Raw genomic sequence first — 23,324 nt, 5'->3', positions numbered from 1 at the left:
GAGAGCCGCTCCGGGTCCGGGAGGCTGCTCGGCGCGAGGAGCCGTGTACTCGCGAGGGCCGGGAGCTCCCACGGCGGGACCGGCCCGCACCGACCCGTCGAGGTCGCCCCCGGCGGCTGCCTCCCACAGCACAACCGCCGTACTCGGGCAGCGGCCTGCGAGCCGTGCCAGTTGCTCCACCGCGGACCGCGGAGGCAGCCGCTGCCCATTGACGAAACGCTCCCAGGAGGAGCGGCTGTACCCGGTCCGGTAGGCAAGTCGGGCATAGCTCAGTCCCGTCTCTCGCCGGAGCTTGCCCAGCTCGGCAGCGAGCCGATCACGCCGCGGGATCAAAGCGCCCCGGTCCCGGAGGCGACCGGCCCTGGGCGCGTGCATTCACTGTCGTGGCGGGGGATGATCCCGCAGACGACCGCCGATGCCGGATCGTCCACGGCCAGCATGCGCGTGTAGACGTCCTGGCCCCAGGTGATGGTCGCCGACGTCTCGCGTTTGTCGGTGGTCACCTCCACCCGGAATCCGACCGTGCCGTTGTCGATCCGGCCCCACACCACACCACACGCCTGGCTGTGCCGCAGTTCGATGCTCATCCCGGCCAGCCAGGTGGCCCGCAGGGTCTTCCCGTCCCGGAAGCAGCCGGTCGCCCTGGGGTCCTTCCGGTCGCACGACCGCCCTTTGCACACGGGCCGCTGCGGGGGCTCCGGCGCTTCGGCGGGCGCCGACGGGGCCTGGCTCGACGACCTCGCCGCGGATGCCGGCTTCGCGCTTCGCTGCGGCGCGGCCCACAGACCGATTCCGATACCCAAGGGCAGGCACACAGCCGCCGCGAGCCATCCCCACCACCACCGCGGCTGCCGCGGCAGCGACGAGTCGACACCGATACTCCCGTCCGGCTTGTTCCCCGCGTCGCACGGCTCGTCCCCTGCTTCTCCCGGATGGCCACCCAGGGCCCCAGCGGGCGCGGCGGCCGACGCATCGGGATCGGGATGCGGCGTGACGTTCGCGCCCCCATTCCTGGACGCCTCGTCGGTGGGCCCTTCGGCACGGGCCCGCTCGTCGGCGGACGGCCTTTCGTCGGCCTGCTCGTTCGTGGGCTGCCGACACGCCGCCTGCTTGCCTACGGGCAGGCCGACCTCGCCGAAGGCCAGCTGCCACAAAGCCAGGAGACGCGGGCCGTCCGCCCCCGTCACCTCCGCCAGCTGCGCCACCGCAGCCCGGGTCGGTGGTTTGCCGCCGTTGAGAAACCGCTGCCACGAAGAACGGCTGTACCCCGTTCGTTCGGCAAGCCCGTCGTAGCTGAGCGCGCTTTGTTCCCTCAGCGTCCGCATCTCGTGCAGCAGGGCCTGCTGCTCCCGCGTCAGCACATCCCCCCGGGCGTTGTGTGCGGCCGGTCCGGCCACGTACCCCTCCCATGATGTCTTGTATCCACCCTCGGCGCCCACGAGAGAGGAGCAGGTCACAAATATCCCACACGCCGTGGGACTCCCAGGGAGCCACCCAAAGCGTGGGGCAGCTCACGGAGTTGTGTCTTTCGAGAAGACTTCTCAGCGACGCGGTGAGCCCGGCGGACCGGATCCCCGAGGCAACCGGATGGGCGGCCGACTCGCGCGACCACGCTCGGCGCCGCCGTCGTCACCATCGGTGCGACAATCGCAGCGTTGCTACCGGTGTAGCCGCCATCGGCCCAGAGGAGGGCGAGGCGGTGGCGCGCGGGGGCCACTTGTTCAAGCAGCACCTGGCGGCGGCGAGGGCGAGTGCTGCACGCCGAGGTGCCAGCCGGTGAACGCCTGTGCTGCCTCCGGCGCGTACGCTGTTCGTCGACGACCGGAAGTCCAACTGCACGGCCGCCGCGTCCTTGGGACTTCGTACGCTTCACTTCACTGGAGATGCCGCCGAACTTGCGAGGCACCTGTCACAGCCGTTCCTGGCAGGGGCATCCGCTGCGGCTGCGGGGCAGGCGTCCGCACTCGTAGGCCCGTAGCCCGAACGCACCAGCGGACCAACCAGTCAAGGCGCTTCCGGGCTCTGTACGTTCTCCCTGGTGGGGGTACCCCATCGTCAGGAAAGACACCTGCAGCGTGAGGTCGGCGTATCCACCGCATGGCGCTGCTCACACGGCATCCTGCCGTGTCACAGCCGGTTACCTGACGACCAAGGCAGTCGTATGGTCCGCGAGGGCGCGACCGGCTGTCCCCCTTGGGACTTAGCTTTGGACACGTCCAGGACGGCGGAGTGCGCGAGCTGGTCGACGGCGTAGCGGGTGAGCGGCGGCTCGGTGTGCGGGCGCAGTCGGGCCAGGGTTTGGGCGGTGTTTGCCGCGGCACGAGCCATCGGCGGCGGAATGTGGCTGATGCGTGCCCGGACGCCGTGGGCGCACAGGACCGTTCGGACCGCCTCGTCCCGGTCGTACGGCTCCGGGTCGGCGATAGTGTAGGCCCCCGGGGGCCAGTCGGCGTCGGTGAGGTTCGCGACGGCCGTCAGGCTGAGGCGGACGCTGGGACCCGGCCAGGAGCAGACCGCGCCGGGCGCGGGAGAGTAGCCGGGGCACCAGATGCGGGTCCCCGGCACCGTAGACCGCCAGGGGCCGCAGGACCACGGCGCCACCGGCGAGCGCCAAGGCCTTGGCGCGGCCGTACGCGTTCAGGTGGCCGCGCACGGGATGGTCCTCGGTGATCCGGGAACGGTCGGGGCCGGGCGCGTAAACGCTCGCGCTGCTCACCCACACCACCGGCCGGCCAGCGGCCGCCTCCAGGAGCCGCGCCGTGCAGTCGACGTTGACGGCACGCATCGCGGACTCGGCGCGGGAGCCGAGCGCCGGATCGCCGACCCCCGCCGCGCAGTGCACGACGAGGTCGGCGCCGGACAGGTCCGGCACCTCGCGGTCGGCGTCCCACGGGACGTGCCGACCGGCTGGACCGGGACGCCGGCCGACGCACCGCACCTCGGGAGTGCTGCGTGGCGCACTGTGGGGCACATCATGGCGGACCTCGCCCGGCGCTGTGCATCGCGTGACCTGCGGTGTCCGGTCGGGCCGGACGGGTGTGCGGCAACGCCGCGTGGACACAGGCGATCACGCTCGTTTTTGCTGGACCGTGTACCTGCACGGCCATGTACTCCAGGAGGGTCTCCATTGCCGCCGTCGTCCGTCGCCGCCCCGCCCGTTCCCGCCGATCTGGTTTTCGCCAACGGCACCGTGCTGACGGCCGACGCCGACTTCACCGTCGCCTCGGCGCTCGCCGTCACGGGCGGCGGGACCATCACTGTGGTCGGCGACCGTTCCGCAGTCGCCGACCACATCGGTGCGACGACCCGTGTCGTGGACCTGGCGGGCGGCACACTGCTGTCGGGTATCAGCGACCCGCATCTGCACGGCTTTCACTTCGGCCTGACGACCCCTCCTCTGACGCTGGGCACCAGCCATCTCGGGGTACGTTCGATCGCCGCCACAGCCGAGGGGGTCCGGAAGGCGGCCCAGGTCACCCCAACAGGCGCATGTATCACGGGGGGGAAGGCTGGGACCCCGGCCTGCTGGAGGAGTGCACCGTCGGCCCCGCGCGCCTGCCCACCCGGCAGGACCTCGACGCGGCCACGCCTCTCACCGTCGTCGACGGCCGCATCGTCCACGAAGCACGGTCCCCGAGGCGTGCGACCACCCCCGTCACGGCTCCGTCGGCCTCCACATCCTCCACTGCCGGCTGTGAACGGCCGTGCGCACGCGAAGGGATGACAAGCCGCATGGACAGGGTCACGGTATGAGGATTGTGCGTGGAGCACTCGGTGCTCTTGCTACGGGTGTGGTGTTCGGAGCCGCCACGTCGTTCGCGAACGACGTGTCCTCCCCGTGCGGGTGGACCGGTGCGGAGATACGAGACGCGGGCTGGGGGTGGGTATCGGGGGCAGCCCCAAGGCCCGGCTGCAGTACTGGGCCCCGTGATCGGTGTGCATCACGGCGCCGGCGAGGCTGCCGCGGGTCCGCTCGGCCGCTTTCAGGGCGTCGACGACGAGGTCGGCGCGCATGTGATCGGCGATCGCCCACCCGGCCAGGCGCCGTGAGCAGAGATCAATCACGGTCGCGAGATAGCGGAATGTCCCGCCGGCCAGCGGAAGATAAGTGATGTCGCCGACGTACTTCCGATTCACCTCGTCTGCGGTGAAGTTACGGCCTATCAGGTCCGGCACCTTCGCCGCGGCGGGGTCCGGGATGGTGGTGCGATGCTTCCTGCGCAGGCGGAGACCGGCCAGCCCGATCGCCTGCATGACTCGGGCGACCCGCTTGTGGTTCACCACCTCGCCGTCCTCGCGGAGTTCAGCGGTGATCCTGGGGACGCCGTAGGTGCCGTCCGAGGCCCGGTGGATCACGCGTATCCGGGCGGCGAGCTGGGCGTCGGCAGCCTGGCGGGCCGCCCGCAGCGGCGCACTCCGACGCCAGTGATAGAAGCTCGAGCGGGCGATGCCCAGGATGCGGCACAACCGCTTCACGCCGTAACGGCGCTGGTGGTCCTCAACGAACTGGCAGCGGTTCACCAGCCCGTCTCCGAGGCGAAATAGCGGGCCGCCTTGCGCAGGATCTCCCGTTCCTTCTTCAGCTCGGCGTTCTCCCGCCGCAAGGCAGCGACCTCGGCCTCCAGAGCCGACGGAGCCACCGGACCCGCCGGCGGTTCCGCTGCCCTACGGCCGCGCGGACGACTGGCACCCGCGTCCCGGATCCAGTTGCGCAGCGTCTCCGGGTTCACCCCCAAGTCGGCGGCGATCTGCCTGATCGTCTCCCCGGGCCGCGACTCGTACAGTGCGACCGCGTCCGCCTTGAACTCCGGCGGATAGTGCTTCATGACCACGACACGTCCATCTCTCAGATCCTCAAGATCCACTATCTCGAGTGTCCAAGATCAGGGGTGAAGGCCCTGTCGTCATCGAGCTGGTCGTCTTCGCCGTCGCACTCGCGCTGCCCGCCGACTACCTGGCGAACTTCAACAACTTCGTGCTGTTGATGCTCTCCTTCCTGATCCCGTGGACCGCCGTCAACCTGGTGGGCTTCTACTTCGTCCGCCGCGGCACTACGCGATCACCGCGATCTTCGACCCGCGCGGCATCTACAGCCGCTGGTCCTGGCAGGGCCTGACCACCTACGCCGTGGGCTTCGTCGCAATGATCCCGTTCTTCGCCACCTCGTTCTGGACCGGCCCGGTCGCCAAGGCGCTTGGCGGCGCGGACATCTCCTTCGCGGTCGGCCTGCTCGTCGCTGGCGTCCTGTACTACGTGCTCACCCGCGACCTGGACCTCAGCGCCGAGGAGGCCGCGATCGCCGCCAGCGACCGCGCGTTGGAGGGCGAGGACGCGGAGGGCCCCGAGGCCCACAACGGCTCCCCGCTGGCGGTCTGAGATGGCCTTCCTCAACGACGGCACCACCCGGATCGCCTGCGCGCAGCTCACCCTGCGCGTCGGCGACCCGGTGGCCAACCGCGCCACCGCGCGCGAGGCGATCGAGCACGCCGCCGAGGCCGGGGCGAAGGTCGTGGTCCTGCCCGAACTCACCAACAGCGGCTACGTCTTCCGGGACGCGGCGGAGGCGTCGTCGCTCGCGGAACCCCTGGACGGACCAACCGTCACCGGCTGGATCTCGCTGGCCCGGCGCCACCGGCTGATCGTCGCCGGCGGGCTCTGCGAACACGACGAGGACGGCCTGATCCGTAACTCGGCCGTCCTCGTCGACCCACAGGGCCTGCGAGCCGTCTACCGCAAGGCCCATCTCTTCGGCGACGAATATCAGTTCTTCGTCCCCGGTGCCGAACTGCCGCCCGTCGTCGACACCTCGGTCGGCAGGATCGGCCTGCTGATCTGCTACGACCAGGAGTTCCCGGAGTGGGTACGCACCCTCGCGCTGGGCGGCGCGGACCTGCTCTGCGTGCCGGTCAACTGGCCGCTCTTCCGGCGCCCCGCGGGCCCGCGCCCGGGGGAGGTAATCCGGGTGCAGGCCAACGCGGCGATCAACCGGATGTTCGTTGCCGTCTGCGACCGCAGCGCCAGCCTCGCCGAGCGGGACGTCCCGTGGACCGGCGGTTCCGTCGTCGTCGACCTCGACGGCTACCCGGTGGCGGGACCTTCCACCGAGACGGGCGACGAGCTGCTGCTCGCCGACTGCGCGTTGGCGACGGCTCGCGACAAGCGCCTCGGCAAGCACAACGACGTCCTCGCCGACCGCCGCCCCGAGCTCTACCGAAGCATCATCGGTTCTGTGAAGGATTCTGCGAAGGAGGAGGCACGATGAGCGACCAGCCCATCGGCCCGATCGCAAGGACCCGAGTGCCGCGCAACGCCGCCCCCGCGACGTTCACGCCTCCTCCAAACTGCTGCGGCCCTATCGCCCGGCCCTCGACTTCTCGCCGTTCGCGGCCCAGCCGGTCGCCAACGCCAGCGACATCGCGGTCAACCCCTTCGACATCGGCCACGCGATGAAGACCGTGGAGTGCGGCCGCCGCCCGTCGCCGCACCGAGCCCCGGGCGGTGCAGGTCAAGGGCCCGCGACGTCGCAGCGCGTGCGCCGGCCAAGAGCGCTGAGGGGGCCGACTCGTCGGCCCCCTCAGCGCTCTCCTAGGCGGTGCGCCTCTGCGCAGGGTCGGACCCGGTGAACCGCTGGGCGTCATCTGCGTGCATTTATCGGTCGTCTGTCGAACATGAACGACGGGGCCACCCAACCGAGCCCAGAACTTCCTCACCGGGCCCGACGGAGAAGAGGCCGCCGCGGCGTTGCACAACTGGCTTGAAGCACCCGGACCGGTCGTGGTTCTGGGCACGCTGTGGCCCGAGTATCAGCGCATCCTGACCCGCCACCCCGCCCCCGGCACGGACACGCACCCGAACGCCCGCGCACTGCTCGACCAGGCGACACAGGTCGACGTCCCGGCAAACTTCACAGCCGCGGCTCTCAAGGACCCGCAAGTCCAATGCGACTGCCCGCCGGCCGCTGCCGCGAGCACCTGCGCCGGCGGGAGGATCACCCATGAGGAATCGGTGCGCGGGTGGCAGAAGTACACGTCTGCTCAGCCCAGATGGTCTTGCCGTCCTCTGTGAAGCGGGTCCCCCAGACCTGAGCAAGCTGCGCAACGATGAACAGTCCCCGCCCGCCCTCGTCGACGGTGCGGGCGTGGCGTAGGTGCGGTGCGGCGAGGCTGGTGTCTCGGACCTCGCAGGTCAGCGCGCGGTCGTTGATCAGTCGCAGTTCCAAGGGCGGCCTTCCGTACCGGAGTGCATTCGTCACGAGTTCACTGGCGATGAGTTCGGTGGTGAAGGCTGTTTCCTCTGCCACGTTCCAGAGCGTGAGTTGGTTGCGAACGTGGTGTCGGGAGGTGGCGGCTGCCGTGGGGTCGTTGTCCAGCTGCCAGTAGGCGACGAGGTCGGCCGGGAAGAGACGGGTACGGGCGAGGAGGAGCGCGACAGGCCCCGTGTCGATGTCGGTCGGAAGCTTGTAGGCAATATCGTCACACAAGTCCTGAAGGGGGTGATCGGCGCCTGCCGGCCCGCCTGTTAGGGGGCTGGTGCCGCTCGCGAGGTACGAGGGTAGGGCTGGGTGGCTAGGCAAGGCCAGAAGGCTGCCGGTCGGGATCTCGAGGCTGGTCGCGGCGAATGGCGCTTCGCTGGTATTGCCGAGCTGCGGGCAGGCCGGTAGGTCGACGATCTCGGTCGTGCCGTCCGGAAACATGATGACGGGGGCCAAGTTGCCGGCGCAAGCAGCCTTACACGTACGCGTCAGAGGGTCGTATGCGGCATACAAGCAACTGGCGGTAAGCGCGTCACGACGCAGTGGATCGGCCGTTGGCCGGGATGCGCACTCGGTCGACATGCGGGTCGCAGCGTCGTTCAGGCGGGCGAGAAGCTCGTCGGGCCCAAGATCCAACGCGGCCAGGGACCGGATGACAGTGCGTAGCTGCCCCATGACCGCTGTGGCATGAATGTCTCCTCCGGCAACTTCCCCAATGACCAAGGCGGTGCGGGCACTAGACAAAGGGATGGTGTCGTACCAGATCCCCGCACCTTGGTGGCCTACTGAAAGATGAGCGGTCTCCAGTGCGGTGAGGGGCGTGGGACGGGACGGAAGCAGATGACGTTGGACCGTCGCGGCCGCAGTGTACTCGCGCAGGTACCGGCGGGCGTTGTCAATACACAGGCTGGCGTGGTCGGCCAGTTGGAGCGCGAACTCGATGTCGTCCTGGTCGTACGGATCCGGCTGCCGGGTGCGGTAAAGAGTGATGACGCCGAGTACAGCGCCACGTAGGGCGAGCGGGACGACGAGGAGCGTGTGCGCCCCGGATGCGCGGATCGCCGCGGCGAGACCCGGTTCGGCTGTCAGCCAGGGCAGCTCGGAACGCAGGGTGAGCGAACGGGGACGCAGATCGGTCAGAGCTTGCGTGTAGGGGCTGGGCACGGGCATGTCGCGTATATCCCCTACCGGATGGGCTGGTGGCTCGCTGCCGCTGCTGCGGAAGCCGACGCGGCGTAGGGACATGCCCCGGGGTAGGGGAAAGAGCGGAGGATCCTCGCCCCAGAGGACCGGGTCCACCACTTCCACGACTGCGACATCGGCGAACGCTGGCACCAAGGTGTCCACGAGTTCTTCGCAGGTGGCCACCACGTCAAGCGTCCGGCCCACGCGCTCACGCACTACCCCCAGCACATGGAGATGAGCGCGTGTCCTTTCCAGATCGGTTACATCGACCACGGACATCGCGAGGCCGAGAGCGGCTCCTCGAGGGTCGTCCAGGCGAAAGACGGAGACCGCATAGTGGCGCACCTGCACCGGATCGGTCTTGAGGCGCATCCGTACGACGTGGTCCCGTAGGGGAACACCGCTGCTCAATACCCCGCGGACGAGAGCTTCGGTCTTTTCCGGCTCGACGAGGTCGTAGATGTCGGCGAAGCGGCGCCCGATGAGATCTTCCGCCCGTATGCCTCGCATAGTGGCCGTGGCGGTGTTGATCCGAACGAGCCGCAGGTCCGTGTCCAGCAAGTGCAGGCCCACCGGTGACTGGGTGAACATGGCATCCAGCATCGCGGCCTCTGCGTCACTCACGGGCATGGCATCACGATGGACCACAGCGACCACCTTCCCTGCGACCGCCTCACTTCAATGTCTACTTCGAAGCGGCGGCTGAGGCGAGCCGAAAAGTCGCGAGGGAGTTCCATTGCATTGTGTGATCACATGTATGCATTCTGACTCGGTTAAATATCTGCACGAGGGCATCGGCGTCCTCGCCGACCAGGCTTACACGATGTCCGCGCCCGCCGTCGGCGCGGAGGCATGACACACGTGATCCTCGGCTGCCCCTGATCGTGTCCGACCGCCTCGCCGGCCGCGCAGGTGAAGTACCTGACCACGCTCGCTGAGAAGGTCGGCAAGGAGCGGTTCGACGCCGAGTTCGCCAAGGTGATCAAGGGCAGCGCCGCGGGTCTGGATCTCCAGGAACAGGCGTGTGCCGCTGACCTGGCCTTGCGCCTCGGTGAAGCGTGCGTTGAGGTACGCCTTGAACGGCTCCAGGACGCCGTTGGGGCGACGCTCGCGAGCGGAGGCCAGCAACTGATCGAGGTCGGTGTCGCGGAAGCGGCACACGGTCTTGCGGTCAAAATTCAGACGGCGGGCGATGGGTTGCCGGTCCGGGTCGGGGACGGCCGACGGCGGTCGCCGGGCGGGGCCGAGATCGGGCAGCGCCCACCGGGCTGTGTAGAGGTGGTAGCCGGGCGCATGGCCGCGCGACGCCTTCGGCTCGCTGAGCGCCGGTCGACCGGTCCGGCCGGGTCGACGTCCGGGGCCGGGATCTCCCTCTCCTCGATGGCGCGGCGGCGGGCGTTGGCCGCGCGAGTGAAGGCGGCGAGCCGGTCCAGGTTCTCTGGCGTGCGCAGCCACGTCGTCGGGTCGGTCGTCCGGCCGTCCAGGTACTCCTCAGGCATCGCGGCTTGCTGATGGGCCTGAACGGCGGCGGCCCGCTGCGCCGGGGTGAGCGCGGCGGCCCGGCCTGGGTGGTCGACGGCGTGCGGCGGGTCTGATGCCTGATCGTGGTGGTCGTCCGTGTGCGCGGCGGCCGACGCGGTCGCGGCCGGGGGTTTGTCGTAGGGCGCGGCCGACTGCTTGGACGGTGTCGACGGGGCTGTTTTTGGGGTCGGCGAAGACGACGTCGTCGATGGTGGGGACGTCGATGCCTTCGCCGAGGACGCGGGCGTTGGCCAGGACGGCTGGCTGTTCGGGGTGGGGGTGGGTGGCGAATTCGAGAGCTGTTCGTGCTTGAGCAGGTCGAACTCAGCGAACCACGGGCCACCCGGCGCCCGAGCTGCTAGATGACCGAACTGAGACCCTCTCCCCTTACAGGGAGAGGTGTTGGCGGCGCTGCCCGCTGCCCCAGGGGCAGTGACCTGCGCACCTCGTAGCACTTCGCCCCGCCGGATAGATCCAACGGGGCGAAGGAGCCGGGCCCGAATTCGTCAACAGCATCTTGGACGGAAACGGGCCACACCATGTGGGGTGTGTCGCCTGTGAGGTTACGGTTCCGGGTCCAGGGGGACCTGCAGAGTGACGAGCGTGCCGCCGCGATTGACGGTCACGGGATAAGTGGCGCCGGACCGCTTGCCGCTCAGGACGTTGTCGAGGTCGTTGACGGTGGGCGTGAGGACTCCGTCGACCTCGACGATGCGGTCACCGGGCAGCAGGCCTGCGGCTTCGGTGTTGGTGCCCGGGTCGACGGAGAGTACGCGCACGCCACCTCCGGAGGGGCTGGTGTTGCGGAGGTTGGCCGCGATGATGCCCTGGATGCCGGGGGTGATCTGCACGGTGAGCGGCTGTGTCACGCCGTCCACGGTGAAGGTGCCACTGAAGGTTCCCCCGGCCAGGGGTGCGTCGGGGTCTGCGACGACGTGGACGGTCCACGGCCGGATGAAGTCATAGGTGCCAGCTGTGAGCTGAGCCGTGGCGGACTTGCCGTCAGGCGCGATGCTCACCGGGCACCCCATCCCGGTGCACCGCAGGTCCAGTCCGACGATGCGGGTGTAGGGCGGCGCCTGGATGGTGATGGTGCTGGGCCCGGGGTGCCGCTGACCGTCCGGGGGATAGTCGACGGTCCCGGCAGGCCCGCCGGCGTCCAGGGAAGGGACGTTCTGCTGCGGCGGTAGGGATGTGAGCCGGCTCGGCGCGGATACCACGGCCGATGCGGTGAATGCGCTGGCAGGCGCAACCGCTGCGGCCGTCACCATTACGGTGCCCAGAGCAACAGCACTGCATAACCGGGCGAATCTACGGATCATCAGGGCCCCTTCGTGATCGACGACGCCACAACCGTCCCAGCCACGCCCCAGCCATACGCATATGAACACGCTCAAACCACCCAATGGGCCCACACAGCTTCCCAACTGACGGCGACAACCTCCCATACAGACAGCCCAGACCTTTGGTCAGAGGTGGGCGGCCGGGGAGGCTTCCGTGACGCGGTCCAGGCGCTCGTACAGGGCGCGCACCATCCGGGCGCGGTTCTGGACGCAGCGCACGGTGCCCTCCAGCGTGGTGGACAGTCGGCCTTCCGTCTCGCGCAGGACGACGTCGGCGAGCGCCTTGCGCCCGCTGTCCTTGGGCAGCTGGTCGGCGCGGCAGCGGACGTCGGAGGCGATGGCGCGGGCGTGGCCGGTGAGCTGGAGGGCGATCTGCTCGTAGTCGCGGGTCGTCAGTGTGTCCGGGCCGGTCCATGCGAGGACGGCCTTGATGAGGCACTCGTATGGCTCGCGGTCGAGCGGGAGCCCGGCTTCGATCAGTCCGTCGGGATCGTACAGGGCCGTGTGCGTGCTGGTGTGCATGGCGGGCCTCGCTGCTGGAGCGCGGTGGGGGTGGCCGGCGGTCACCGCTGGGTGTCTTCGCCTCCGTCGGCTGGGCCACGGTCCGCTGGGCAAGGAAGCGGGCAAAGCCCCGGTCTGCGCGGGCGAGCAGGGCCGGGGAGGGAACGCCGGAGCCAGCCGGGCCGCGCCGGGCGTCCAGACAACGATCCGCTTCCTCCGGCTATCGCGGAGCAGACACCTCATGCAGTTAAGCCGTCAAGAGGCGTTGTCACGTTGTTGGGGGTGCGAGGGCCTGATGGCGTGCCAGGGTGTTATCGGCTCGGGTGTCAGCCCTGGGTCAGGCCGTTGCGGCCGTGCCGACGACTCCGGTGACGTGGTCCCAGATGGCGAAGCGGATGGTCATCTCGGCTCGGTGGTCGGAGGCTGTTATCGGGTGGCGGTGGGGTCGGAAGTGGGGTGAGATGCCGCTGAACGCGGAAAGGAACCGCTGAGCCGCACCTACGGAGCGGAAGCCCTTCATCGCGCGTTCGCGTTGCCTCGTCGGCTGGTGGGAGTTCTCGGCCCGATTGTTCAGGCCCTTGTGAGAGCGGTGCTCCACCGAGTGCATGACCTCGCGGTGGGCGGCGCCGTAGGAACGCAGCTTGTCGGTGATGATCACCCTCGGCACCGCCCGGGTCTTCTTCATCAGACGGCGGAAGAAGCGCCTGGCCGCGGCCTTGTCGCGGCGGTTGGAGAATGTCCAGGACGTTGCCGTCCTGGTCGACGGCCCGCCACAGGTACTTCTGCACCCCGTTGATCTTGATGAACACCTCGTCCAGATGCCACTTGTCGCCGGGCTGGGGACGGCGACGGCGCAGTGCGGCGGCGTAGACCTGGCCGAACTTCAGACACCACCGCCGCACCGTCTCATACGAGACGATCACGCCGCGCTGGAGCATCAGCTCCTCAACCTCGCGGAACGACAGAGGGAAGCGGAAGTACAGCCACACGCAGTGGGAGATCACCTCGACCGGGTACCGGTGACCCCTGTACGACGGCGGCACAGACGACACCAGCGATCCCCTTCCCAGCATGATCAACACGAAGATCATCCCACCCGGTCAGCCAACGTGACAGTGCCACGGCAGGTACTGGGAGGTTCGTTCACCGCGGGGACCGCGACTCCTTCTCGGCTGTGGGGATGATCGGTGATTCCCAACTAAAGGAGCAGCAAAGGCGGGTCAGCGGATCTGCCGGCGGACCAGCTCGTGGAAGAGGCCGCTGGTGTCGGCGAGCAGTTCGGCGGGCGGTCCCTGCTGGATCACCTGGCCGTCCGACATGACGATGACCCGGTCGGCGTCCATGACAGTGGAGAGCCGGTGGGCGATCACGATGCGGGTGGCGCGCAGCGCGCGGGTGCTCTCGATCACGATGCGCTGGGTCTCGTTGTCCAGCGCGCTGGTGGCTTCGTCGAAGAAGAGGATGCGCGGGTGGCGGATCAAGGCCTGGGCGATCATCAGGCGTTGCCGCTGCCCGCCGGAGACGGCGCCGCCGCCGTCGGAGAGCATGGTGTGCATGCCCATCGGCATCCGCTTGATGTCCTCGGCCAGGCCTGCCATCGCGGCGGCCGCCCAGGCCTCTTCCAGGCTGAACAGCTCGGCGCCGCAGATGCAGTCCAGGATCGAGCCGGAGAAGGGCTGGGCGTTCTGCAGGACGACTCCGCACTGACGGCGTACGGCGGCCTGGTCGAGGGCGGCCAGGTCCTGACCGTCGTAGAGCACACTGCCGGAGGCCGGCCGGTCGAAGCCGATGAGCAGCCGGAGCAGGGTCGACTTGCCGCAGCCGCTGGCTCCGACGATCGCGACGAACTCGCCCGGCCGCACCTGGAACGACACGTTGTCGAGCACCAGCGGCCCGTCCTGGGCGTACCGGAAGGACAGGCCTTTGGCCTCGATCGCGCCGGACAGCGTGCTGGGTGCCGTGCTGCCCCCGCGTACCTCGGGGACCTCGTCGAGGATCGGCTTGACCTGCTCGAAGAGCGGCAGGACGGAGGCAGCCGAGATGAGGGCGCCGGTGAGCTGGGTGACCGAGGTCAGCATCATGGTCACGGCGGTGTTGAAGGTGAGGAAGCCGCTCGCCGACAGGGTGCCGCGGGCCGGCCCGGCGAGCAGCATGAACATCACCAGGTTGCAGAACGGCAGGTAGACCGCGTTGAAGACGGTGATCAGGTTTTTGCGCCGGCCCACCCGCTGTTGCAGCTCGCGGCTGTGCGCGAACTCCCGCGCCCAGGCGGCGTAGGCGAAGCTCTCCGCGGCGGCGACGCGCAGTTTGGGCAGGCCGCGCAGCGTCTGGAAGGCCTGGTTGTTGAGCTTGTTGTTGACCATGATCAGCCGGCGCTGCCACCGCAGCTGCGACAGTCCGAGCCCGAGGAACACCGCGGCGACGACCACCAGCATGGCCAGAGCCATCAGCGTCAGCGGGACGCTGTACCAGAGCAGCAGGACGAGGTTCACCGCGCCGACCATGCCGGCCTGCACCGTGACCGAGCTGATGCCGGACAGTACGCGGCGGATGGCGCTGATGCCCATCGCCGCGCTCGCGAGCTCCCCGGTGGAGCGCTCGGCGAAGAATTTCGTCGGCAGCCGCAGCAGCCGGTCCCAGACGGCCGGCTGCAGGGCGGCTTCGGCACGTCCTTCGATGCGCAGGATGGAGATGTTCTGCAGCAGCATGAAGGCGGCCGAGACGACGGTGGTGGCCACGAGCGCCAGGGAGGTCGAGACGATGAGGCTGTTCTCGGCGTTCGGTACGTAGACACCGAGGACCTGTCCGGTGGCGATCGGTACCAGCGTCCCGAGGCCGACCGCGACCAGCCCGCCCAGGACCAGGTTGCGCATGTCCATCCCGATGCCGCGCACACTGAAGCGAAGCAAGTGCCAGACGGACACCACCGGCTGTTCGGGCAACGGGCGGTAGAACATGACGGCGCGGGGCTGGAGTTCGTCGAAGTTGGCCCTGCTGATCCTCATCCGTGCGCCGGTGGTGGGGTTCACCGCCTCATACCCGCCACGGCGCCACAGCAGCGCGACCGGCGCTCCGGTCTTTCCCCGGTGGCCCACCAGGGGACCGGAGTTCTCCCGCCACCAGCACCCGGTGAGCCTGACCACCCGGGTACGCAGCCGTGAGTGCACCGCGATGCGCTCCACCGGACTCCTCCGGTCGGTCAGGTCGCCGCCCTCCGGGGGCGCCGAGACGGTGACCCCGGCGGTGTCGGCGACCAGTCGGCAGACGGCGAGGGTGGCGTCGTCGATCCCGTCGGCCGGAACGGCCGCGGTCTTCCCCGGCCGGTTGGCGAAGGGCCTGTTGATGGAGGCCAGCAGCGCCTGATCGGCCTGTTCGCGTACGGCCTCGCCGGCCTTGATCCCGGCCGCCGTCCGGTCCTCGTGAGCGCGCTCCAGCCGCTCTATCCAGCGATCCAGCGCGAACAGCAGCCGGGACTGCTGGTTGACCATCTGCTGCCACATCGCGCCGTCGATGAGCAGGTCGGCGGCCGCCTCCATGCTGAACGCGGCGCCGTACTGCACGCTGCCGGGGGCCACCGGCATCCACAGGATGTTGTCGTCACCCGATTCGTACGGCTCGGCCTGGCCGTCCAGTTGGCCGTCCAGCTGCCCGTCGAGGGGGCCTTCGAACAGTACGCGCAGGCTGCGGCCGACCCCGCGGGCGAAGGCGTCCTCCAGCGGGCTGAGGCTGACCTGCTGGTCGCCGTAGCCGTGCTCGTATCCGTACTCGGGCCGGTACAGCTCCCGGAGCTGTATTCGGCGCACCCGGCACCCCTCCAGGGGCCTGCCGACCAGCGTGTGCTGCGGGCCCTCGACCGGGCCGAGCAGCAGGGTGCCGGTTTCGAGCCGGCCGAGGAAGTGCCAGCGGCCCTGGCTGACGGCGTCGACCGCGAACAGGTCCATCGCGCCGTCCACCACCAGCCACAGGACGTGCGGCCCGTCCAGCAACAGGCTGCGGGTGCTCGTGGAGTCGACCGGCAGGCCCAGGCCGCCCATGGCGCCGACCACCACGTCGACGGTGTCGTGTACGGATGACGTCACGTCAGTGCTCCCTGACCAGCTCGGCGTACGGGCCCCCGGCGGCGACCAGGTCCTCGTGCCGGCCGCGCTCCACGACCGTTCCGTGGTCGAGGACGACGATCTCGTCGCTGTCGCGCACCGTGCTCAGCCGGTGCGCGATCACGACGCAGGCGCAGCCGCGCCGCCGCAGGTTGTCGATGATCAGCTGCTCGGTCTCGGCGTCCAGGGCGCTGGTCACCTCGTCCAGGACCAGCACGCTGGGCCGGCGGACCAGCGCCCGGGCGATCTCCAGGCGCTGCCGCTGACCACCGGAGAAGTTGCGGCCGTCCTGCTCCACCCGGCTGTGGATGCCGCCTGGCCGCCGGGCGACGGCGTCATGGACGGCGGCGTCCTTGAGGGCGGCGATCACGGCTTCGTCGGGTATCGAGGGATCCCACAGCGCCACGTTGTCGCGGACGGTGCCCTCGAAGAGGAAGACATCCTGGTCGACGAAGGAGACCGAGGCGGACAGCGAGCTGCGGGAGATCCCGTCCAGCCGCTGCCCGTCGATGCGGATCTCGCCCTCCCACGGCTTGTACAGGCCCGAGATCAGCAGGGACACCGTGGACTTGCCGCTGCCGGAGCCGCCGACGAGGGCGACCTGCCGGCCTGGTCCGACCGACAGCGAGAAGTCGGTGAGCAGCGGTTTGTCGAGCGGGCTGTACCCGAAGGTGATGCCCTCCAGCGTCAAGTGCCCGCTGAGCTTGCGGGTGCTCGCGGCCGGCCGGTCCTGCGAGTACAGCGGGTCCACCGGGAAGCTCTCGACGTCCTTGAGCCGGGCCACGTCGGCCGCGAAGTCCTGGATCCGGCCGGCCACCCCGCTCAGCCGGGCGACCGGCGCGGTGAAGCTGGTCACCAGCGACTGGAAGGCCACGAGCAGACCGATCGAGATATGGCCCTCCACCGCCCGCACCCCGCCGATCAGGAGGATCAGCGCGCTGTTGAGTGCCGCGAGCGTGGGCGCGACGACGGCCAGCGCCGCGCTCGGCACGCCGAGCCGCTGCTGCCCGTCCAGCGTGGTCGCGTGCTGCCCGGCCCAGCGGCGGAAGTACCCGTTCTCGCCTCCGGTGGCCTTCATCGTCTCGATCAGCTGGAGGCCGCTGTACGAGGTGTTGGTCAGCCGGGCGCTGTCCGCCCGCAGCTTCTGGACGTCGGTGTCCCGGATCCGGGTCACCATCCGCAGTGCCGCCACGTTGAGCAGCGCGATCAGTACCCCGATGACGGTCAGTTGCGGGTCGTAGCTCCACAGCAGGACCGCGTAGAGGATCACGACCACGGCGTCCACACCGGCGGCGGCGAGGTCCCGTGCCAGGGTCTCGGCGACCGAGTCGTTGGACTGCAGCCGCTGGACGAGGTCGGCGGGGTTGCGCTGGGCGAAGAAGGTGACCGGCAGCCTGAGTAGATGTCGCAGGAAGCGGGCGCTGTTCAGCGTGGAGGAGATGATCCGCCCGCGCAGCAGGTTCGCCTGCTGGATCGCGACCAGCACGGCGGTCAGCACCACCGCGGCGGCCATCGACGAGAAGATCAGCGGCAGCAGGGACGTCTGGTTGCCGAACATGAACATGTCGATGTACGCGCGGCTCAGAGCCGGCGCTGCCACGCCCACCACAACCAGCAGGAAGCTGGCGATCACCGCGGCCAGCATCGTGCCCGCGGTGCCGCGCAGCCGCGCCGGCAGGGCGCCCGTGATTCCCGGCCGGCGGCCACCCGGGCGGAATCGCTCGCTGGGCTCGAAGGTCAGCACGACGCCGGTGAAACTGGTGTCGAAGTCCTCCGTCGGGACGAACCGGCGGCCCCTGGCCGGGTCGTTGATGTGCACGCCGCGCCGGCCGAAGCGGCGCCCCATCCCGTCGTAGACGACGTAGTGGTTGAACTCCCAGAACAAGATGGCCGGCGCGGGTACCTCGGCCAGGGCGGCCGTTTCCATCTGCATGCCCTTGGCGTTCAGGCGGTAGCCGCGTGCCGCCTTGAGCACATTGCTGGCCCTGGAGCCGTCGCGGGACACCCCGCAGGCGATTCGGAGTTCCTCGAGGGGCACATGGCGGCCGTAGTGGCCGAGCACCATCGCCAGCGAGGCGGCGCCGCACTCCACGGCTTCCATCTGGAGCACGGTGGGGCTGCGGACGGTCCTCTGCTTCTTCCGCTTCGGCTCGTGCCTGCGCCGTCGGCGATCGGGCTGCTGGGCCGGGCGGTTGGGGTGGTTGGGGCGGTGTCTCCCGCGCCCGGCGGAATCGTGCTGCGCGGTCATGGGAGGACCCATTCGATCGGGCGCTGCGCCGCGAGGTGGATGGCGCCGCTGACCAGCGTCGTGGAGTCGATCGTGTAGGGCGGGCCGTCTGCCGACGACCACGCGTACCCGGACTTCGTGCCCGCCGACCGGTCCAGCTGGACCACGACAGCCAGCGGCTGGCCGCCCTGCGAGAACTGCTCGCCCAACTGGCGGTCCCCGAGAAAGCTGGTGATCTGCTGCTGCGTCTGGGGAGTCCGGCCGACCCCGAGGACCCGGCCCCGCAACACCCCGTACTGCTGCGCGGGCACGGACTGGACGGTGAGGTCCACCGACGAACCCATGGGGATCGTCGATGCGCTGCTGTCCTGCGCGTACAACACCGCCACCAACGGGTCGTCGGTGTCGTCGATACGTTCCACGGTCGCTAGATCCGCCCCGGTGGCCACCACCGCACCGATCTTGGCCAGCAGGGCGTTCACCCGGCCCGCGGCCACCGCGTGTACGGTCTCGACCTTCTGGCCCGTGCGGATGCTCAGCAGCCGGGCGCCGGCCGGCAGCATGTCGCCCTCATCGGCGTAGACAGCGGTGACCTGACCCGCGACCGGGCTCTGCACTATGTAACTGCCCGCCGCATGGGTCAGGATCCCGGCCGCGGTCAGCTTGGACGACACGGAGCCGGTCACGGCCCAGAAGCACGCGCCGGCCATGACGACGGCCGTTACCGCGAGCACGAGCCAGCCCTGCGGCCGGGCGAAGCGCACCGGTATGTCGAGTTCTTCAGGCGATTGCAGCTTGGAAAGCGCCTTTTGCCGGAACTGCACGGAGGTATTCCTTCAACTGCATTCATCGGGGCGACAGCCGACGGCCGTCGACCCACAGCATCCATGGGCTCTGGAACAAATGTTTCAGAGCCCATGGAGTTTACGCCTCGCGGCAAATGAGACCGTCAGAGGCCGGCGATGACCGACGGGACGGGCACCAGGGAAGCGGTGGAACCGATGAGACCCTCGACGCCGTCGACAGCGACGCCGCCGGAGACGTCGAGCAGGCCGGTGGAGACACCGCCGCCAGCGCTGATGCCACCGGAGACGTTGTCCAGGTCGTTGTCGGCGATCTCACGGGTCTCGATGAAGTCACGCATGAATTGCGCTCCTATTCAATGATTGGGAGAAGTGTCGTTCGAAAATAAACCGAACACATTTTCATAACTTCGGTTCGGGCAAGACGTTAGTACGCCGACGGGTCGACAGGCCACCTCGGCCCCAGTTTCTTTCGGTCAACATTTCGGTACCGCAAGACACTGCTGTGCAGCATTGCCCAGCGAACGATGACCACTTCTTCACATAATTTCAACGGCTGATTTTCAGCGGACGCTTCGCCGCCGACGGCGATTGGGACATACCTGCGGTAAAGACTTCCGGTCATCCGGCCGACCGCGATCCGGTCGGCCTCGTGCGCACCTTGTGTGTGCACCATGTGCGGGATTGCTCACCGCGACCCGGTGCGGGCCGGCACATGGCCGTGCAGGACGCCCACCAGTTGGTCGCGTCCTTCGATACCGAGCTTTCGGTACGCCTTGGTGAGATGGACCTCGACGGTGCGCAGCCCGACCCGCAGGATGTCGGCCAGCTCCCGGTTGGTCCGGCCCTCGGCGGCAAGCATCGCGGTGCGTAGTTCGGCGGCGGTCAGTACGGCGACTCCCTCCGCGCCGGCGGACTTCGGCGCTCGGCCACCCGACGCGGACAGCTCGATACGCGAACGTCGCGCCAGATCCGCGCAGCCGCACTCCTCGGCGAGTTCGACCGCACCGCGCAGCGCCCGGCGAGCCGGAACCGAACGCTTGGCCCGGCTCAGCGCCGTACCGTACTCGCTCAGGGAGCGTGCCAGGTCGAGCTTGGCGGCCGACCGTTCCAGAACGGAGACCGACTGCTCCAGCGTGGTCAGTCCCTGGGTGCCACCGGTCACCACGCCCTGCGTCCGCAGCGCGGCACCCAACGGTCCGGACGCCTCCCACCGGCGCGCTTGCTCCACCGCCTCCGCGGCCTGGCGGCAAGCGTCGGCCGTCTCACCGAGTGCCAGCAGAGCCGTCGCGGTCTCGGACCGCCACGGGGCGACCGCGGGATTCTCCACCTTCCACAACGGAAGCCGATCGCCTGCGCGGAGCAGATCCCGGAGCCCTTCGGCCGGTGCTCCGGCGGCGACCCGCAGGCGGCCCCGGGCGAGCAGCAGGGCCGTGCCGGCCCAGGTCCGAGGCACATCGCCGCACAGCTCCGACCGTTCGAGCAGGCCCGCCGCCTCGTCGTGGTCGCTCAGATCGACCAGGATCTCCACCAGCCGGGCCAGGAACTCCACCGCCGCGCCCCGCTGCCGGGGCGCCCCGCAGCCGATGAGTAGCTCCAGCGCGCTCCGGGCGTCTTCGGCTGCGGCCGGCATCCGGCCCAGCCGGTGGGCGACGACTCCGCGCAGCGACCGGGCCGCGGCCAGGGACGGCCGGTGGCCCCAGCGCAGCGCATGGCCCACCAGGGCGTCGCAGCGTTCGTGGGCTTCCTTGGCCCGTCCGGCCTGGGCCAGCACCAGCACAGCGCGCAGGGTGGGCCGCATCGCGTCGGGGTTGACCGGGAGCACCGCCAGCGCTTCCTTGGCCAGGGTCACGGCCCGGCCCCGGCAACGGCCGGCCCATGCGGTGCGCATGGCGAGCAGGCTCAGGTGTCGCCCTTCGTCCAACCCGTCCACCCTGCCCTTCACCGGCGCGGGCAGGCGGGTCAGCAGCGCCGCTGCGGCTCCCGCGGTCGCCTCGCTGTCGAACCGCAGCTCCGCCGAGCACAGCGCCTGGCCATCGGCGTCCAGCTGCTCAACGGCGGCCTGGTGGCACCCGGCCACGGCGAGGTGCTCTGCCAGTTCCCGTACGACGCCGGCCTGCCGCTCCGAGACCGTGGTCAGCCGGCGGATCGCCGCGCCGAGGTCCACGTACCCCTCGGCCCGGCCCAGCTCCGTCAGGAGCCGCGTCCGGAGGGCGTCCGGCATGGGCTCGTGCAGAGCCCTGCCCAGGTAGGCGATGGCCGTGTCGGGATCGCCCCGGCCGATGGCGGCTGTGGCCGCGTCGAGCAGGAGGGCAACCACCCAGGGTTCGGCCAGCGGGGGGGTGGCGACGAGCTGTTCGGCCACCCGGCACTCGGGAGCGCCGGTGGCCCGCAGGGTCCGGACCGCCTTGGTACGCAGCGTCTGCAGGTCGGCGAACGGCACCTGCTGGATTACCGTGTTGCGCAGCATCGGCTGTGCCAGGGCCACGGACTGATCCGACACGCGCAGCAGTCCGGCCCGGCTGAGCGCCGTCGTCACCTCCATGACCACCGGCGGCTCGGCACCGCAGACTCCGGTGACGCGGGGCAGGTCCGCGTCGGCGCCCAGCACGGCGACGGCTCTGGCGACATCGAGGGCGTACGGCGATATCCGGCGCAGGCGGGCGTGCACCCCGGAAACGAGCCTGGACACGGCCGTGTTGCCGGGCACTGCCGCCGAGGCGGCGGTGGGCGTGACCGCCTGGTCCCTCAACACCGAGGCCAGCTCGGTGACGTACAGCGGGTTGCCTCCCACTTCCCGAATGACCGCGGCGACGAAGGACCGGTCCGGGGTGGCGGCGAGGGTGCGTTCGATCAGCGCTGAGGTGGCCGGGATGCTCAGCTCGGCCGGGCGGAGCTCGACCGCGCTGACGGCCAGCAGCTCGTCGAGGACGTCGGGATCGGCGCACGGCTCACCGGGGCAGATGGTCAGCAGCACCGCGATCCGTGCCTGATCGACGCGCTGCGGAAGGGTACTCAGCCAGCGCAGCGACTGCCGGTCCAGCCAATGCAGATCGTCCACCGCCACCAGTACCGGGGCCTGGGATGCCAGCTGCGACAGCGCCCGGTGCACAGCGCACAGCTCGGCCAGCGACGGTTCGTCGGCCAGCCCGGCGAACGGGAGCTCCGCGAGCTCCGGCACCAAGGGCGCGAACAATCGGCTCACCAGGCCGTAGGGCAGGGCCCGTTCGGGTGCACTGCCCCGGGCCGTAAGCACGGTGAACCCGCTGCGCCGGGCCCGGTGAACCGCGGCCTCGAGTACGGCCGTCTTGCCCCTCCCCGCACCGGCGTTGACCACCACCACGCGGCCGGCGTGCTCAGCCGCACCGGCCAGCATCGCCTCGATCTCGGCGATCTCCCTGCCGCGGCCGAACAGTTCCGGCGGAGCCGTATTCATGCGATACCCGTTCCTGCGGCCGGGTGTCATGACGCGGACGGATGACGAGCGGTCGTCAGCAGGAACGGCGGCCCAGTGCCCCCTCCCGGCAAGCTTTGCCCTGTCACGCGCCGCCAGCACGCACGCTCGCTCACGGGCAGACATTGCCGGTCACGGCACTAGGTCACGCGAGCCCCGGACCATGCCACCTGGTCGTCCACGCTGTCACCCCGGCCCCGATTGATTGAGGGACAAGCCTGGCGTGAAGGTTCCGGGCCGGGTCTTCGGCACCTGTTGCCGGGTCGTGCCATCGCTCACACACCGCGTATCAGTGGACGGGTCAGTGCCCTGTGGGGCCCTCTGTGGCCTCTCGGGCCTCTGGGGCCTCCGCCCGTGGGTAACACTAATGCTCGTCGGACCGCATGGGGAGACGGGGGTAGGCAGGAGCCCGGACGGCCGGTGCCGCCGTCCGGGCTCCAGGTCGGGTAGGCACGCGTCCGGCGCGCCAGCGCCGGGAGGCACTCGCAGAGCCCCCCACGCAGGCGACCGAGCGGGCTACCGCACCCGCAGGCGCCGTGCCACTTCCAACGGCTTGATTCCCTGCTCGAACAACTCGGCCGCCTGCATCCGCACCGACTCACGGCGCAGCCGACCCGCAGCGGTCAGCCCGCCCCCATCCGCATACCTCACACAACACGGATAAACCCTCTCCCGTGGCGGGCCCGGCATCGATCATCCGTGCGTCGTCAGCAGCCCGTGGACGACCGGCGCCTACGCGCCGCCGTGGGCAGGGCGAACGTAGCCTGATGCGGCACTAGCGTTTGACCTGCTCAGATCCTTCGTGGCCTTGCCCATGGAGGCTGCCGTCGTCCGCCGGATCGCTGGTGTGGAATCCGGTGTGCGGCGCGGTTGTGCGCTGGAGGGCGAGGAGGGCGGCGTCGTCGCCGAGTGCCCCGCCGACGTGGGCGAGGAGGTCCTGT

At 69.8% G+C, this 23,324-nt stretch carries 17 protein-coding genes and 5 pseudogenes; 5 read left to right on the top strand and 17 right to left on the bottom strand.

Annotated features, from left to right (window positions below; all coding sequences use genetic code 11):
- Positions 1-165 precede the first annotated feature (165 nt).
- The 6 genes and pseudogenes from ACZ7L9_RS35610 to ACZ7L9_RS35585 form a co-directional block, all read right to left on the bottom strand.
- Positions 166-375 (bottom strand): annotated as a pseudogene (locus ACZ7L9_RS35610) (helix-turn-helix domain-containing protein); the annotation flags it as partial.
- Positions 330-1,397: a helix-turn-helix domain-containing protein gene (locus ACZ7L9_RS35605; RefSeq protein WP_471421674.1), complete on the bottom strand. Its 1,068-nt coding sequence runs from the start codon at positions 1,395-1,397 to the stop codon at positions 330-332. The pseudogene ACZ7L9_RS35610 and the gene ACZ7L9_RS35605, both read right to left, overlap by 46 nt.
- 730 nt (positions 1,398-2,127) lie before the next feature.
- Entirely contained in the window at positions 2,128-2,565 is a 438-nt protein-coding gene (locus ACZ7L9_RS35600) for a hypothetical protein (RefSeq protein ID WP_471421693.1), read from the bottom strand.
- Positions 2,566-2,569: 4 nt separating this feature from the next.
- A pseudogene (locus ACZ7L9_RS35595) lies at positions 2,570-2,842 on the bottom strand (NAD-dependent epimerase/dehydratase family protein); the annotation flags it as partial.
- A 941-nt stretch (positions 2,843-3,783) separates the two neighbouring features.
- Complete coding sequence (locus ACZ7L9_RS35590) at positions 3,784-4,521, bottom strand: IS3 family transposase (RefSeq protein ID WP_471421673.1); 738 nt, start codon at positions 4,519-4,521, stop codon at positions 3,784-3,786.
- Positions 4,518-4,826, bottom strand: a complete 309-nt coding sequence (locus tag ACZ7L9_RS35585; RefSeq protein ID WP_471421672.1) for a transposase — start codon at positions 4,824-4,826, stop codon at positions 4,518-4,520. The genes ACZ7L9_RS35590 and ACZ7L9_RS35585 overlap by 4 nt, the downstream gene beginning before the upstream one ends.
- A 47-nt stretch (positions 4,827-4,873) precedes the next feature.
- On the opposite strand from ACZ7L9_RS35585, the gene ACZ7L9_RS35580 reads away from it, so the two are divergent.
- The 4 genes and pseudogenes from ACZ7L9_RS35580 to ACZ7L9_RS35565 form a co-directional block, all read left to right on the top strand.
- Positions 4,874-5,116: a hypothetical protein gene (locus tag ACZ7L9_RS35580; protein ID WP_471421671.1), complete on the top strand. Its 243-nt coding sequence runs from the start codon at positions 4,874-4,876 to the stop codon at positions 5,114-5,116.
- An 11-nt stretch (positions 5,117-5,127) separates the two neighbouring features.
- On the top strand, positions 5,128-5,376 hold the full coding sequence (locus ACZ7L9_RS35575; RefSeq protein ID WP_471421670.1) for a hypothetical protein: 249 nt from the start codon (positions 5,128-5,130) through the stop codon (positions 5,374-5,376).
- Position 5,377: 1 nt separating this feature from the next.
- Positions 5,378-6,262: a nitrilase-related carbon-nitrogen hydrolase gene (locus ACZ7L9_RS35570; protein WP_471421669.1), complete on the top strand. Its 885-nt coding sequence runs from the start codon at positions 5,378-5,380 to the stop codon at positions 6,260-6,262.
- Between the two features lie 73 nt (positions 6,263-6,335).
- A pseudogene (locus tag ACZ7L9_RS35565) lies at positions 6,336-6,461 on the top strand (agmatinase); the annotation flags it as partial.
- 527 nt (positions 6,462-6,988) lie between these two features.
- On the opposite strand, the gene ACZ7L9_RS35560 reads toward ACZ7L9_RS35565, so the two are convergent.
- Entirely contained in the window at positions 6,989-9,067 is a 2,079-nt protein-coding gene (locus ACZ7L9_RS35560) for a SpoIIE family protein phosphatase (protein WP_471421668.1), read from the bottom strand.
- Between the two features lie 282 nt (positions 9,068-9,349).
- Here ACZ7L9_RS35560 and ACZ7L9_RS35555 point away from each other — a divergent pair, with 282 nt between their 5' ends.
- Positions 9,350-9,949 (top strand): hypothetical protein, encoded by a 600-nt coding sequence (locus ACZ7L9_RS35555; RefSeq protein ID WP_471421667.1) that lies wholly within the window; start codon positions 9,350-9,352, stop codon positions 9,947-9,949.
- Here ACZ7L9_RS35555 and ACZ7L9_RS35550 read toward each other — a convergent pair.
- From ACZ7L9_RS35550 to ACZ7L9_RS35505, 10 genes and pseudogenes are all read right to left on the bottom strand, one after another.
- Positions 9,929-10,183: a hypothetical protein gene (locus tag ACZ7L9_RS35550; protein WP_471421690.1), complete on the bottom strand. Its 255-nt coding sequence runs from the start codon at positions 10,181-10,183 to the stop codon at positions 9,929-9,931. The genes ACZ7L9_RS35555 and ACZ7L9_RS35550 overlap by 21 nt on opposite strands.
- 338 nt (positions 10,184-10,521) lie before the next feature.
- Positions 10,522-10,977, bottom strand: a complete 456-nt coding sequence (locus ACZ7L9_RS35545) for a PDZ domain-containing protein (RefSeq protein ID WP_471421666.1) — start codon at positions 10,975-10,977, stop codon at positions 10,522-10,524.
- A gap of 450 nt (positions 10,978-11,427) precedes the next feature.
- Positions 11,428-11,823 carry a DUF6415 family natural product biosynthesis protein gene (locus tag ACZ7L9_RS35540; protein ID WP_471421665.1) on the bottom strand — a complete coding sequence of 132 codons (396 nt, stop codon included), beginning with the start codon at positions 11,821-11,823 and terminating at the stop codon, positions 11,428-11,430.
- Between the two features lie 316 nt (positions 11,824-12,139).
- Positions 12,140-12,875, bottom strand: a pseudogene (locus ACZ7L9_RS35535) (IS6 family transposase).
- Positions 12,876-13,022: 147 nt separating this feature from the next.
- A complete protein-coding gene (locus ACZ7L9_RS35530) occupies positions 13,023-15,836 on the bottom strand; it encodes an NHLP bacteriocin export ABC transporter permease/ATPase subunit (protein WP_471421689.1) in 2,814 nt (937 codons plus the stop codon).
- Between the two features lie 46 nt (positions 15,837-15,882).
- Positions 15,883-18,147, bottom strand: coding sequence for an NHLP family bacteriocin export ABC transporter peptidase/permease/ATPase subunit (locus ACZ7L9_RS35525; RefSeq protein ID WP_471421664.1), 2,265 nt, complete (start codon positions 18,145-18,147; stop codon positions 15,883-15,885).
- The gene (locus tag ACZ7L9_RS35520; RefSeq protein ID WP_471421663.1) at positions 18,144-18,950 is read right to left on the bottom strand and encodes a hypothetical protein; all 807 of its coding nucleotides are present in this window, start codon (positions 18,948-18,950) and stop codon (positions 18,144-18,146) included. Before ACZ7L9_RS35520 ends, ACZ7L9_RS35525 begins: the two co-directional genes overlap by 4 nt.
- 125 nt (positions 18,951-19,075) lie before the next feature.
- The gene (locus ACZ7L9_RS35515; RefSeq protein WP_471421662.1) at positions 19,076-19,270 is read right to left on the bottom strand and encodes a type A2 lantipeptide; all 195 of its coding nucleotides are present in this window, start codon (positions 19,268-19,270) and stop codon (positions 19,076-19,078) included.
- 347 nt (positions 19,271-19,617) lie between these two features.
- Positions 19,618-22,365, bottom strand: coding sequence for an ATP-binding protein (locus tag ACZ7L9_RS35510; protein WP_471421661.1), 2,748 nt, complete (start codon positions 22,363-22,365; stop codon positions 19,618-19,620).
- 540 nt (positions 22,366-22,905) lie between these two features.
- Positions 22,906-23,034: pseudogene (locus ACZ7L9_RS35505) on the bottom strand (IS630 family transposase); the annotation flags it as partial.
- Positions 23,035-23,324: the final 290 nt, after the last annotated feature.

The sequence above is a fragment of the Streptomyces sp. NPDC111516 genome (genome assembly GCF_055635345.1).
Note: the sequence above shows the minus strand (reverse complement) of the source record. Positions and strands in the feature narration are given on the sequence as shown.

Bases quoted from the DNA above. Each gene is read 5' to 3' on its own strand.
- ACZ7L9_RS35585 (WP_471421672.1), bottom strand. From the start codon at position 4,826: ATGAAGCACTATCCGCCGGAGTTCAAGGCGGACGCGGTCGCACTGTAC.
- ACZ7L9_RS35570 (WP_471421669.1), top strand. From the start codon at position 5,378: ATGGCCTTCCTCAACGACGGCACCACCCGGATCGCCTGCGCGCAGCTC.
- ACZ7L9_RS35560 (WP_471421668.1), bottom strand. From the start codon at position 9,067: ATGCCCGTGAGTGACGCAGAGGCCGCGATGCTGGATGCCATGTTCACC.
- ACZ7L9_RS35540 (WP_471421665.1), bottom strand. From the start codon at position 11,823: ATGCACACCAGCACGCACACGGCCCTGTACGATCCCGACGGACTGATC.
- ACZ7L9_RS35530 (WP_471421689.1), bottom strand. From the start codon at position 15,836: ATGGGCGGCCTGGGCCTGCCGGTCGACTCCACGAGCACCCGCAGCCTG.
- ACZ7L9_RS35525 (WP_471421664.1), bottom strand. From the start codon at position 18,147: ATGACCGCGCAGCACGATTCCGCCGGGCGCGGGAGACACCGCCCCAAC.
- ACZ7L9_RS35515 (WP_471421662.1), bottom strand. From the start codon at position 19,270: ATGCGTGACTTCATCGAGACCCGTGAGATCGCCGACAACGACCTGGAC.
- ACZ7L9_RS35510 (WP_471421661.1), bottom strand. From the start codon at position 22,365: ATGAATACGGCTCCGCCGGAACTGTTCGGCCGCGGCAGGGAGATCGCC.